10 protein-coding genes are annotated in these 13,299 nt (G+C 61.8%); 5 read left to right on the forward strand and 5 right to left on the reverse strand.

Annotated elements, in window-relative coordinates:
- Nucleotides 1-69 precede the first annotated feature (69 nt).
- The 3 genes from pgk to ATE40_RS16965 all read right to left on the reverse strand — a co-directional run bounded on the left by pgk (nucleotide 70) and on the right by ATE40_RS16965 (nucleotide 3,593).
- Nucleotides 70-1,233 (reverse strand): phosphoglycerate kinase, encoded by a 1,164-nt coding sequence (gene pgk, locus ATE40_RS16955; protein WP_025160206.1) that lies wholly within the window; start codon nucleotides 1,231-1,233, stop codon nucleotides 70-72.
- A gap of 70 nt (nucleotides 1,234-1,303) precedes the next feature.
- Complete coding sequence (gene epd, locus ATE40_RS16960) at nucleotides 1,304-2,320, reverse strand: erythrose-4-phosphate dehydrogenase (protein ID WP_004931582.1); 1,017 nt, start codon at nucleotides 2,318-2,320, stop codon at nucleotides 1,304-1,306.
- A gap of 313 nt (nucleotides 2,321-2,633) precedes the next feature.
- Nucleotides 2,634-3,593: a LysR family transcriptional regulator gene (locus ATE40_RS16965; RefSeq protein ID WP_275507215.1), complete on the reverse strand. Its 960-nt coding sequence runs from the start codon at nucleotides 3,591-3,593 to the stop codon at nucleotides 2,634-2,636.
- An 82-nt stretch (nucleotides 3,594-3,675) separates the two neighbouring features.
- Here ATE40_RS16965 and ATE40_RS16970 point away from each other — a divergent pair, with 82 nt between their 5' ends.
- The 5 genes from ATE40_RS16970 to ATE40_RS16990 all read left to right on the forward strand — a co-directional run bounded on the left by ATE40_RS16970 (nucleotide 3,676) and on the right by ATE40_RS16990 (nucleotide 10,389).
- A complete protein-coding gene (locus ATE40_RS16970) occupies nucleotides 3,676-4,761 on the forward strand; it encodes a tartrate dehydrogenase (RefSeq protein WP_004931578.1) in 1,086 nt (361 codons plus the stop codon).
- A gap of 365 nt (nucleotides 4,762-5,126) precedes the next feature.
- A complete protein-coding gene (locus ATE40_RS16975) occupies nucleotides 5,127-6,737 on the forward strand; it encodes a BCCT family transporter (protein WP_063917986.1) in 1,611 nt (536 codons plus the stop codon).
- 25 nt (nucleotides 6,738-6,762) lie between these two features.
- Nucleotides 6,763-7,887: an aromatic ring-hydroxylating oxygenase subunit alpha gene (locus tag ATE40_RS16980; RefSeq protein ID WP_063917987.1), complete on the forward strand. Its 1,125-nt coding sequence runs from the start codon at nucleotides 6,763-6,765 to the stop codon at nucleotides 7,885-7,887.
- Between the two features lie 46 nt (nucleotides 7,888-7,933).
- Entirely contained in the window at nucleotides 7,934-9,382 is a 1,449-nt protein-coding gene (locus ATE40_RS16985) for an NAD-dependent succinate-semialdehyde dehydrogenase (protein ID WP_063917988.1), read from the forward strand.
- Between the two features lie 41 nt (nucleotides 9,383-9,423).
- Nucleotides 9,424-10,389, forward strand: coding sequence for a PDR/VanB family oxidoreductase (locus ATE40_RS16990; protein ID WP_063917989.1), 966 nt, complete (start codon nucleotides 9,424-9,426; stop codon nucleotides 10,387-10,389).
- Nucleotides 10,390-10,419: 30 nt separating this feature from the next.
- On the opposite strand, the gene ATE40_RS16995 is transcribed toward ATE40_RS16990, so the two are convergent.
- Nucleotides 10,420-11,490 (reverse strand): ABC transporter ATP-binding protein, encoded by a 1,071-nt coding sequence (locus tag ATE40_RS16995; protein ID WP_019455608.1) that lies wholly within the window; start codon nucleotides 11,488-11,490, stop codon nucleotides 10,420-10,422.
- The gene (locus ATE40_RS17000) at nucleotides 11,483-13,252 is read right to left on the reverse strand and encodes an ABC transporter permease (RefSeq protein WP_019455607.1); all 1,770 of its coding nucleotides are present in this window, start codon (nucleotides 13,250-13,252) and stop codon (nucleotides 11,483-11,485) included. The genes ATE40_RS16995 and ATE40_RS17000 overlap by 8 nt, the downstream gene beginning before the upstream one ends.
- Between the last annotated feature and the right edge of the window lie 47 nt (nucleotides 13,253-13,299).

Genomic DNA, 13,299 nt, shown 5'->3' on the forward strand with positions numbered 1-13,299 from the left:
TTTCACGCCGCGCAGCCTGTGCCGCGCGGTATAAAACAAACGGGCGGCTTTCGCCTCCCGTTGTCTGAATTACTGCTTAGCGCGCTCTTCCAGCATCACGACTGCAGGCAGCGGTTTCCCTTCAACGAATTCCAGGAATGCGCCACCGCCGGTGGAGATGTAGGAAATTTTGTCAGCGATACCGAACAGATCGATGGCTGCCAGAGTGTCGCCGCCGCCAGCGATGGAGAAAGCGTCGCTATCGGCGATCGCGCGGGCGACAATTTCGGTGCCCTTACGGAAGTTAGGGAACTCGAATACGCCAACCGGGCCATTCCACAGAATGGTCTTGGCGTTCTTCAGGATAACGGCCAGACGCTCGGCAGAGACGTCGCCCATATCCAGAATTTGCTCGTTGTCCTGGATCTCGTTGGCCTGCTTCACGGTCGCGGTCGCGGTTTCGGAGAATTCGGTCGCGACGCGCACGTCGGTCGGAACCGGAATGTCGCAGGTTTCCAGCAGTTTCTGCGCGTTCGGGATCAGATCAGGTTCGTACAGAGACTGGCCCACGTTGTTGCCCTGCGCCGCCACGAAGGTGTTGGCGATGCCGCCGCCGACGATCAGCTGATCGGCGATTTTGGACAGAGAATCCAGCACGGTCAGTTTGGTGGAGACTTTAGAACCGCCCACGATAGCGACCATCGGACGGGCCGGGTTGCCCAGAGCCTTGCCCAGCGCTTCCAGCTCAGCGGACAGCAGCGGGCCGGCACAGGCGACTGGCGCGAACTTGCCCACGCCGTGGGTGGAAGCCTGCGCGCGGTGCGCGGTACCGAACGCGTCCATCACATACACGTCGCACAGCGCCGCGTATTTCTTGGACAGGGTTTCGTCGTCTTTCTTTTCGCCCTTGTTGAAGCGAACGTTTTCCAGCACCACCAGTTCGCCTTCGGCGACGTCGACGCCATCCAGATAATCCTTCGCCAGACGCACTGGGGATTTCAGGTGATCTTTCAGGTAGTTGACCACAGGCAGCAGGGAGAATTCTTCGTTGTACTCGCCTTCGGTAGGACGACCCAGGTGGGAGGTTACCATCACGCGGGCGCCTTGCTTCAGCGCAGCTTCGATAGTCGGCAGGGAAGCGCGGATACGCGCGTCGGAAGTCACTTTACCGTCTTTTACCGGCACGTTCAGATCGGAGCGGATCAGTACGCGTTTACCCGCCAGATCCAGATCGGTCATCTTAATTACAGACATGGTGAACCCTCTTTATTGAATCTCTATAAAATTGCCTGAGCAGCGCGCCAATCACGCCGGCGCCGCCGTACTAGAAACCGCTGGCGGCCATTGCCCGTGTTGTATCCAACATCCGATTGGCAAAGCCCCATTCATTGTCGCACCAGACCAAGGTCTTTATCAGGTGCTGCCCGCTGACCCGGGTCTGCGTACCGTCGACGATAGCGCTGTGCGGGTCATGGTTAAAATCGATCGAGACCAATGGTAATTCCGTGTAGTCAACTATACCACGAAATGATTCCCTTGCGGCCTTTTGCAACAGCTGGTTGACCTCCGCCACCTTTACCGCGGCGCTGACGCTGACGCTCAGATCGATAGCCGTCACGTTGATGGTCGGCACGCGTACCGAGATAGCCTCGAAGCGATCGCAAAACTGCGGGAAGATGCGGGTGATGCCCGCGGCCAGCTTGGTGTCGACCGGAATGATCGACTGGCTCGCCGCGCGGGTGCGCCGCAAATCCGCGTGATACGCGTCGATCACCGGCTGATCGTTCATCGCCGAGTGAATGGTGGTCACGGTGCCGGACTCGATGCTGTAAGCGTCGTCCAGCAGCTTGATCACCGGAATAATGCAGTTGGTGGTGCACGAAGCGTTGGACACGATGCGATGCTCCGCCAGCAGCGTCTGATGGTTGACGCCGAACACGATGGTGGCGTCCAGATCGTTGCCGCCCGGATGGGCGAACAGCACTTTCTTCGCCCCCGCCGCCAGATGGGCCTCGCCATCTGCCCGGCTGCCGTACACGCCGCTGCAGTCCAGCACCACATCGACGCCCAGCTCGCCCCAGGGCAACTGCTCCACCGCCGGCTGATGCAACAGGCGAATCGCGTCATCCCCGACGCTCAGCGTGTCGCACTCTTGCCGCACATCCCAGGCGAAGCGGCCGTGGCTGGAGTCGTACTTCAGCAGATGGGCCATGCCCTCGGCGTTCGCCAGCTCGTTGATCGCCACCACGGAGATTTCCGCCCGTCGTCCCGATTCGTACAGTGCGCGCAATACGCTGCGGCCGATGCGGCCAAAGCCGTTTATCGCTATGCGGATGGTCATGCTGCTCCTGAAAAAGGGCCTTCCCCGCCGGGTTGATTCACCGGCGCCGGGCCGGCGCTGACTGGTTGTCTCACTAACCCGCATAGAGTAGTGGATCGCACCGCCCGCTGTGAATCGCCGCGTTTGCATTATTCCCGCGCTTCAGCGGCTTTTCGCCGCCGTCACATCAGCGTTTCTGTCGAAGAGTGCCTCAACTGAAACGCTTCAGCTGAGCATAAACCAAAGTTTTGGCAAAAGGAACAGGAGCAACAGTTCCACAAGTAACGGAGGGGAGTTTTACGAGCATAAGATGATCTGGCGCACATTTTTGGCCTCAAGGCCGCGACGAATTTTCACCTGCCGCCCCCGTTTCGCCATAGTGCTCGCGGAAATAGTCGCGCAAAAATTCGACCGTCACCCGCACTTTCGCCGACGTTGCCAGCCGGGAGACGTATACCGCCCAGATGTTGGCCGGCTGATAGTACTCCGGCAGGATATGCACCAGCCGGCCGCTGTCGATGTTCTCTTTCACGTCCCAGGCGGAACGCAGCGCGACGCCCTGCCCGTCCAGACACCACTGGTGCACGATTTCGCCGTGATTCGACGCCAGCGCCCCCGTCACCTTTACCGTCTCTTCGCCGCCCGGCCCCTGCAACCGCCACAGCCCGAACGGGTGGTCGCGCTCCTTGATCACCAGGCAGGCGCGGCCCGCCAGCTCCGCCGGGCTTTTCGGCACGCCGTGGCGCTGCAGGTACGCCGGCGAAGCGCACAGAATGCGCTGATTGTCCGCCAGCTTGCGCGCGATAAGATTAGGGGCGATATCGTCGCCGATGCGGATATCCAGATCGAATCCTTCACTGACCAGATCCACCAGCCGGTCGGACACGTCGAGCCGCAGTTCCAGCTGCGGATACTCCCTGGCCAGCGCCGACAGCGCCGGCGCCACGAAACGCCGGCCGAAGCCGAAGCTGCTGACCACGCGCAGCATGCCCTGCGGCGCCTGGCGCACTTCGGACAGTTCGTCCATCATCTGATCGACATCGTTGAGAATGCGCTGCGCCCATTCGTAGATGCGTTCGCCGTCTTCGGTGATCGCCACCCGCCGCGTGGTGCGATGCAGCAACGAGACGTCCAGCGCCTTCTCCAACAGCGCGATGCGCTTGCTGATAAAGGCCGGCGAAACGCCCAGCTCTTCGGCGGCGGCGGCGAACCCGGCGCGGCGCGCCACCAGCACGAACACCCGCAGGTCACTCAGGATCGGCATATTATTCATGATTCGTGTTTTATGTTTCACCGTTTTCGCGATTGATTAACAGTTAGTCAATTATAGGATAACAGTGTTGTCAATCTCCCCTACCTACAAATGAGACCTCTGTATGAGCAAAACTTACAAGATTGCCGCTATCCCCGGGGACGGTATCGGACGGGAAGTGTTGCCGGAAGGCATACGGGTATTGCAGGCGGCGGCGGCGCGCTGGGATCTGTCGTTGGAATTCGACACCTTCGAGTGGGCCAGCTGCGACTACTACCAGCACCACGGCCAGATGATGCCGGACGATTGGTTTGAACAGCTCAAGGGCTTCGACGCCATCTATTTCGGCGCCGTCGGCTGGCCGGATACGGTGCCCGACCACATTTCGCTGTGGGGTTCACTGCTGAAATTTCGCCGCGACTTCGAGCAATACGTCAACCTGCGCCCGGTGCGGCTGTTTCCCGGCGTGCCCTGCCCGCTGGCGAACAAGCAGCCGGGCGACATCGATTTCTACGTGGTGCGCGAAAATACCGAAGGGGAATACTCCTCGCTCGGCGGGCGGATGTTCGAAGGCACCGAACGCGAAATGGTGATCCAGGAGTCGGTGTTCACCCGTCAGGGCGTGGACCGCATCCTGAAATACGCCTTTGAGCTGGCGCAGCAGCGCCCGCGCAAGCGTCTGACCGCCGCCACCAAGTCCAACGGTATGGCCATCAGCATGCCGTACTGGGATGAGCGCGTGGCGGAGATGGCGCGCCAATACCCTGATATCGCCTGGGATAAACAGCACATCGATATTCTGTGCGCGCGCTTCGTGCTGAACCCCGAACGCTTCGACGTGGTGGTGGCTTCCAACCTGTTCGGCGATATCCTGTCGGATCTCGGCCCGGCCTGTACCGGCACCATCGGCATCGCGCCGTCGGCCAACCTGAACCCGGAACGCAACTTCCCGTCGCTGTTCGAGCCGGTGCACGGCTCGGCGCCAGACATTTTCGGCAAGAACATCGCCAACCCGATCGCCATGATCTGGAGCGGTGCGATGATGCTGGACTTCCTCGGCGACGGCGATGCCCGCTACCGCCAGGCGCACGATGGCATCCTGCAGGCGATCGAACGCATCATCGCCGACGGGCCGCGCACGCCGGACATGCGCGGCGACGCCTCCACCCAGCAAGTCGGCCAGGCGATCGCCGCCCTGCTGCAACGCTAAACGCCGTTGATTTTCCCACGCAGGGCGCTCTTTCGCGCCCTGCTTCGCCACGTCCGTTTTTCCGCTTCGATCGCCGCCGCAAATCCGCTGAAAACCACCGCAGAAAGCACGCCAATACCCCGGTCAAGATCACAACAAATTGTTTACATACTGTGTTTTATCCTTTTACAGATGCCCCAATTGTGGCCCTCCTGTAATTTGTGCACACTCGAAAATGTTAATGAAGAGTAAATATTCCCGGCGGCGTTCAGCCGGGGCGTTTGCTCCTCGCGGTGTAACAAAACAAAGGGTTCCAACCAATAAGGCCCGGGCGCCCCCCTACGCTTCGCGCACCGGCCCACCACCGATAACAGGAGTTCACTCCCATGCAGAGCACCCCTAAAAAGGATGTCACGCTCATCGCCATCAGCCTGTGCAGTATTGCGCTGATCGCCATTTGCCTGATGCTCTTTCCGGCTCAATCCGCGCTTATCGCCAACACCATTTTCAACGGCGTCACCCGGCTGTTCGGTTCAACCATTCAAATCCTGGTGCTGATCGCCCTGCTGGTGGTGCTGTATCTGGCGTTGAGCAAATACGGCAACATCCGCCTCGGCGAAGGCAAACCGCAATACTCCACGCTGGCCTGGCTGTTCATGTTCATCTGCGCCGGCCTCGGCTCGTCCACCCTGTATTGGGGGGTGATGGAGTGGGCGTATTATTACCAGACGCCGGGGCTGAACATCGCGCCGCGCACCCCAAAGGCGCTGGAATACAGCATCAGCTACTCCTTCTTCCACTGGGGCCTGAGCGCCTGGGCGACCTATGCCCTCGCTTCGCTGATCATGGCCTACCACTTCCACGTGCGTAAGAACAAAGGGCTCAGCCTGTCGGGGATCATTTCCGCCATCACCGGCGTGCGCGCCAACGGCCCGATCGGGCGGATGGTGGATCTGATTTTCCTGGTCGCCACCGTCGGCGCCCTCACCATTTCGCTGGTGCTGACCGCCTCCACCTTTACCCGCGGGCTGACGGCGTTGACCGGCATCCCGGATAACTTCACGGTACAGGCAACGGTGATCCTGCTGGCGGCGGTGATCTTCTGTCTCAGCTCCTACATCGGCATCGACGGCGGTATGCAGCGCCTGAGCAAAATGGTCGGCTGGGGCGCCTTCGCCTTTGCCGGGCTGGTGCTGCTGGTCGGCCCGACCGAGTTCACCATCAACAACACCATCAACGCCATCGGCCTGACGGCGCAAAACTTCCTGCAGATGAGCCTGTTCACCGACCCGATGGGCGACGGCAGCTTCAGCCGCAGCTGGACGGTGTTCTACTGGCTGTGGTGGATCTCCTATACCCCGGGCGTGGCGATGTTCGTCACCCGCGTCTCGCGCGGCCGCAAGATTAAAGAGGTGATCTGGGCGCTGCTGCTCGGCAGTACCCTCGGCTGCTGGTTCTTCTTCGGCTCGCTGGAAAGTTACGCCATGCACCAGTTCATCAGCGGGCAGCTCAACGTGCCGGAGATCCTCAGCACCCAGGGCGGCGAAACCGCCGTGCAGATGCTGCTGACGGCGCTGCCGCTCGGCAAGCTGTTCCTGGCCGCCTATCTGTTCATCATGATCATTTTCCTGGCCTCCCATATGGACGCCGTGGCCTACACCATGGCCGCCACCAGCACCCGCAACCTGCAGGAAGGGCAAGATCCCAGCCCGATGCTGCGCCTGTTCTGGTGCGTAGTGATCACCCTGATCCCGCTGTCGATCCTGTTCACCGGCGCTTCGCTGGACACCATGAAAACCACGGTGATCCTGACCGCACTGCCGTTCCTGCTGGTGCTGCTGGTGAAAACCTACGGCTTCGCCCGCTGGCTGAAGCAGGACTACGCGGCCATTCCGGCGCACCTGATCGAAAGCAGCCCGCCGGCGCTGCCCGAGGCGCCACCGGCCGCCGAACTCTCCGCTCCATCGTCGTATCAACCACGCCCTATGGCGAAATGACAATAAGAAAGAGGAAGGTTAACTTATGAGCACTCTGATCCCTGAATTTACCTTACCGAAAGATTTCTGCGCCGACGCCCGCGAGGCTTACACCATTCCGGCCCGTTTCTATACCCACCAGGCGGCGTTCGAGCACGAAAAAGAGCAGGTGTTCGCCACCAGTTGGATCTGCGTGGCGCACCGCAGCGAGCTCGCCGAACCGAACGACTACATTACCCGCGAGATCATCGGCGAAAACATTCTGGTGGTGCGCGGCCGCGACAAAGTGCTGCGCGCCTTTTACAACGTCTGCCCGCACCGCGGCCACCAGCTGTTGGCGGGTGACGGCCGGGCGAAAAACGTCATCACCTGCCCTTACCACGCCTGGGCGTTCAAGCTGGACGGCGAGCTGGCGCACGCGCGCAACTGTGAAAACGTGCAGAACTTCGATAAAGAAAACTCGCACCTGATGCCGGTGCGGGTCGAAGAATACGCCGGGTTTATCTACGTCAATCTGGACTCGCAGGCCGGCACGGTGGAAGACCAGCTGCCGGGCCTCGGCGCCAAAGTGCGCGAAGCCTGCCCGCAGGTCGACGATCTCAAGCTGGCGGCGCGCTTCGTCACCCGCACCCCGGCCAACTGGAAGAACATCGTCGACAACTACCTCGAGTGCTACCACTGTGGCCCGGCACACCCCGGCTTCGCCGACTCGGTGCAGGTCGATCGCTACTGGCACACCCTGCACGGCAACTGGACGCTGCAGTTCGGCTACGCCCGCCCTTCAGAGCAGTCGTTCAAGTTTGAAGAGGGCAAAGAAGCCAGCTTCCACGGCATCTGGCTGTGGCCGTGCACCATGTTCAACATGCCGCCGCTGGAAGGCATGATGACGGTGATTTACGAATTCCCGGTCGATGCGGAAACCACCCTGCAGCACTACGACATCTACTTTACCAACGCCGAGTTGAGCGAGGAGCAGCTCAAGCTGATCGACTGGTACCGCGACGTGTTCCGCCCGGAAGACCTGCGGCTGGTGGAGAGCGTGCAAAAAGGCCTCAAATCGCGCGGCTATCGCGGGCAGGGGCGCATCATGGCCGACGGCGCCGGCAGCGGCGTCAGCGAACACGGCATCGCCCACTTCCACAATCTGCTGGCGCAGGTTTATCAACCCTGATGCGACGGGGCCCACGGGCCCCTTTCCCTGACTTGTGAGGTTCTTTGTGAATATTTCCGATCGGGCGCTACTGCGTCAACAGGCATACATCAACGGCCAGTGGCGCGACGCCGACAACCAGGAAACGCTGCCGGTGAGCGATCCTGCCACCGGCCAACTCATCGGCAGCGTGCCCAATATGGCGACGGCCGAAACCCAACGGGCGATCGACGCCGCTCAGCAAGCGCTGGAAGGCTGGCGCGCGCTGCCGGCGCAACAGCGCGCCCAGCTGCTGCGCCGCTGGTTCGAACTGATGTTGGAACACCAGCAGGATCTGGCCAGCCTGATGACGCTGGAACAAGGCAAACCGCTGGCGGAGTCGCTGGGCGAGATCCGCTACGCCGCTTCCTTTATCGAATGGTTCGCCGAACAGGCCAAGCGCACCAACGGCAACATCATTCCTTCGCCGAGCAGCGACAAACGCCTGATGGTGCTGAAGCAAGGCATCGGCGTGTGCGCGGCGATCACGCCGTGGAACTTCCCGGCGGCGATGATCACCCGCAAGGCCGCGCCGGCGCTGGCGGCCGGTTGTACGCTGGTGGTCAAACCCGCCAACGAGACCCCTTACTCGGCGCTGGCGATGGCCGAGTTGGCCGAGCGCGCCGGCATTCCCGCCGGGGTGTTCAACGTGGTGACCGGCAACTCGCAGGCGATCGGCGCCGAGCTGACCCGCCACCCGCAGGTGCGCAAACTCAGCTTTACCGGTTCCACGCCGGTGGGCAGGCTGCTGATGCGCCAGAGCTCGGACACCATCAAGAAGGTATCGCTGGAACTGGGCGGCAACGCGCCGTTCATCGTGTTTGACGATGCGGACATCGATGCCGCGGTGGAAGGCGCGCTGATCGCCAAATACCGCAACGCCGGGCAGACCTGCGTGTGCGTCAACCGGTTCTACATACAACGCGGCGTTTACACCCAGTTCGCCGAAAAATTTGTCGCCCGGGTAGCGGCGCTGCAGGTCGGCAACGGCTTCGAACCGGGCGTGCAAATAGGCCCGCTGATCAACCGCAAGGCGCGCGACAAGGTGCTGGAGCTACTCGATGATGCGCTGAGCAAAGGCGCCCAGGTGCTGACCGGCGCCACGCCGCACGCGCTGGGCGGCAACTTCTTCACCCCGACGGTGCTGGGCGACGTGCAGCCCGGCTCACTGCTGCTGGAAGAAGAGATCTTCGGCCCGGTCGCGCCGCTGGTGGTGTTCGATGACGAGGCCGAGGCGATTCGCCAGGCCAACGATACCATCTACGGCTTGGCCGCCTACTTCTACACCCGCGATGCGGCGCGCATCTGGCGCGTTTCGGAACGGCTGGAGTACGGCATGGTCGGCATCAATACCGGGCTTATCTCCAACGAAGTGGCGCCTTTCGGCGGGGTGAAACAGTCGGGCCTGGGGCGCGAAGGCTCCGAATACGGCATCGAAGACTATCTGGAGCTCAAATACCTGTGCCAGGCGGTATAACTTTTTCATGCGCGGGGACGCCCGCGCTTTGGAGCCAATGAATGACCAGCTATCAGATGCTTGATGTTCGCGTCGTCGACATCGAAACCGTCACCGCACAGGTCAAGCGCTTTACCCTGGCGGATCCCCAAGGCCGGCCGTTGCCCGCCTTCAGCGGCGGCAGCCACATCATCGTGCAGATGCAGGACGGCGAGCGGCGCTACAGCAACGCCTATTCGCTGCTCAGCTCGCCGTTCGAGCTCGAACATTATCAGATTGCCGTCCGACGCGAATCCCCTTCCAAAGGCGGTTCCGACTTCATGCACGACCGCCTCGCAGTCGGCGATGCGCTGACCATCAGCACCCCGAATAACCTGTTCGCGCTGGCGCCGGAGGCGCAGCATCACGTGCTGATCGCCGGCGGCATCGGCATCACGCCGTTTATGGCCCATCTGCACGAGCTGCAGCGCAGCGGGCAACGCTATCATCTGCACTATTGCTTCCACAGCGAGGAACACAACGCCTTTCAGCAACAGCTGATGCAAGCGCCATTCGCCGACCACGTCAGTTGTCATGTCTCCAGCCTTAACGGCCGGTTGGATCTGGCGCGCACGCTGGCCGACGTGGAACCCGGCGCTCATATCTACGTCTGCGGCCCAGCGGCGCTGAACGAAGCGGTTTACCAGATCGCCGCCGAACTGGGCATTAACCCGGCGCGTTTACACAGCGAGGCCTTTGCCGCCGAAAACACGGCGGGCGGCGCCTTTACGCTGGTGCTGGCTCGCTCGGGCGTTGAGCTTGAAGTGGCGGAAGACATGACCATCCTGCAGGCGCTGGAAAACAGCAAGGCGGCCAAGGTTGAGTGCCTGTGCCGCGAAGGCATTTGCGGCACCTGTGAAACCCGCATCGTCGAAGGGGAAGCCGATCACCGCGATCAGTATCTCAGTGACGAAGAGCGCGCAGCGCAGCAAACCCTGTTGATCTGCTGCTCACGCGCCAAAGGCAGCCGGCTGGTGCTGGATCTGTAAACGAAGCGCCCGCATCAGCGGGCGTCCTGATTAGGCTTTCGGGAATATCCACAGATGCTCGGCCGGCAGGGAGAGCCGGCACAGCGCCTGCTCGCGCGCCTCGTGGCCGTAGGCGCGCACCACGAAATCTTCGGCCACGGTGCGGAACAGGTATTCCCAGCGATCGCCGAGATACATGCTGGTCAGCAACGGCAGCTCAAGCTGGTTGCCCTGCGGATCTTCGCCCAACCGCACGCGCTCCACGCGGATCACCGCCGTCCCCTCCTGGCCAACCTGCACGCCTGCGCCCGCTTTGCCCCACAGCGCCCAATCCTTGCCTTCGATACGCGCCCGATCGCCTTCCAGCGCCACGATCTTGCCCGGCAAGCGGTTGTTGCTGCCCATGAACTCGGCGGTGAACAGCGTAGTGGGCGAGCCGTACATCTCCTGCGGCGTGCCCTGCTGCTCGATTTTGCCGTTATTGAGCAGCAGGATGCGATCGGAGATGGCCATCGCCTCGTTTTGATCGTGAGTCACCATCAGGGCCGACAGACCAAGTTTGATGATCAGTTCACGCAGGAATACCCGCGCCTCTTCACGCAGCTTGGCGTCGAGGTTGGACAGCGGCTCATCCAGCAGGATCACCGGTGGGTTGTAGACCAGTGCGCGGCCGATCGCCACGCGCTGCTGCTGGCCGCCGGAAAGCTGGTGCGGGTGGCGCTTGGCTAAATGCCCCAGCCCGAGCTGATCCAGCACCGCCTGTACCCGCTGGGCGATCTCCGCCGAGCCGGTCTTACGCAGCTTCAGCGGGTAAGCGACGTTCTCAAACACCGTTTTATGCGGCCACAGGGCGTAGGACTGAAACACCAGCCCCAGATTGCGCTCTTCGGCGGGAATTTCGCTGCGCGCGCTGCCGTTGTACACCGCGCTGTTGCCGATGACGATCCGTCCCTGGCTCGGTTTCTCCAGCCCGGCCACCGCCCGCAGCAGCGTGGTTTTGCCGCTGCCCGACGGGCCCAGCAACGAGACCACTTCGCCCCGTTTGAGATCCATCGACACCCCTTTCAGCACCGGGTTGTCGCCATAGGTCAAATGCAGATTCTCTACCGAAAGTTCAATCATGTAATTTCACTCCAAAGCGCAAGGCGATCCCTAACCCCAGCACCACCAGCAGAATATTGATGAACGACAGCGCGGCGACGATATCGATAGCGCCCGCGGCCCACAGGGAAACCAGCATCGAGCCGATGGTTTCCGTGCCCGGAGACAGCAGATACACCCCGGTGGAATATTCGCGTTCAAAGATCAGGAACATCAGCAGCCAGGAGCCGATCAGGCCGTAGCGCGACAGCGGAATGGTCACGTGGCGGGTGATCTGGCCGCGGCTGGCGCCGGCGCTGCGCGCCGCCTCCTCCAGCTCCGGCCCCACCTGCAGCAGCGTGGAAGAGATCAGCCTCAACCCATAGGCCATCCACACCACGGTGTACGCCAGCCAGACGCTGAAGATGGTGCTGCGCAGCGAACGCAGCCAGACAATCCCGTTCTCACGCAGCCACTCGGCCATCGGCAGCGCCGACAGCCACCCTTCCTTGAGCGATTTGTCCAGCCACATCGGCAGGAACAGAAACACCCACAGGAACGCCAGACCGGCCAACAGCCCCGGCACCGCGCGCGGCACCAGCACGCTGTAGTCGAGGAAGCGCGTGGCGCCATCCGGCTTGCGGTGCATGGCGATGCCGATAAACAGGTAACACGCCACCGCCAGCGCCCCGCCGATCACCCCGATCGCCATCGAGTTGACGATGGCGCGCAGCAGGTTGGGCTGCGCCCAGATGGTGCGGAAGGTGTTGATCGACAGTTCGTCCCAGACAGACACGCCCACGCCCCAGTTGGAGATAAAGGCCCGCAGCACCACGCCGATCAGCGGCACGCCGATGGTGATGGTCAGCCAGAACACCACCACCGCACCGGCCACCCAGCGCCATTTGCCGAGCGGCAATGCGCGAGCCTGCGAGGCTTTGCCCTTGACGGTGACGAAGCGGTTGGCGGTGCGCATCAGCCGGCGCTGCAGCATCACCAGCGGAATGGTGATGCAGATCAGCACCACCGCTACCGCCGCCATCAGATGGTAAGACGGCGTGCCCAGCTTGTTGGTCAACTGGTACAGGTAGGTCGCCAGCACCAGGTTGCCTTCCGGATCGCCCAGCACCAGCATCAGGCCGAACACTTCCAACCCGAGGAAGAACAGCAGCACCCCGGCGTACAGGATAGACGGCCGCACCATCGGCAGGCTGACGGCGGTCATCACCTGCAGCGGTGTAGCGCCGGCGGTGCGCGCCGCTTCTTCAACGTCAGAACCCACGCTGCGCAGCGCCGAGGAGATGTACAGGTAGGCGTGGGGCACGTGCGTTAACCCGGCGATCACCACAATGCTGGCCATCGAATAGATGTTCCACGGCACGAAGCCCAACAACGCCTCCGCCCACAGTGAGAAGAAGCCCACCGGCCCCGCCGCCACCACATAGCCGAAGCCCAGCACCATCGGCGACACGAAGATCGGCACCAGAATCAGCGGTTCGATGATCCGCCGCCCCGGCAGATCGGTGCGCACCATCAGGAAGGCCAAAATGCCGCCGAGCGGGATGGCGATGATCACCAGACCGAATGCCAGAATAAAGCCGCTTCTCAGCGCCTTGTAGAAATCCGGATCGGTAAAGATGAACTCGAAGGCCTCCAGGCTGAAGACCTTGGAAGGGGAGAAAAACGGAGCCGAGAGGAAGCTTTGAATGATGATAAAAGACAGGGGGACATAGATAACCAGCGCGGTTATCAACACCACCAGGCCGCGCGGCAGGCTCTGCCACTTTCTGCGCCATGCTTGCATAAATGCTCCCTATGGTTGTAAACGACGACCAAAGGGCGCGCGCCGGT

The sequence above is a fragment of the Serratia surfactantfaciens genome (genome assembly GCF_001642805.2).
Classification (GTDB): Bacteria; Pseudomonadota; Gammaproteobacteria; order Enterobacterales; family Enterobacteriaceae; genus Serratia; species Serratia surfactantfaciens.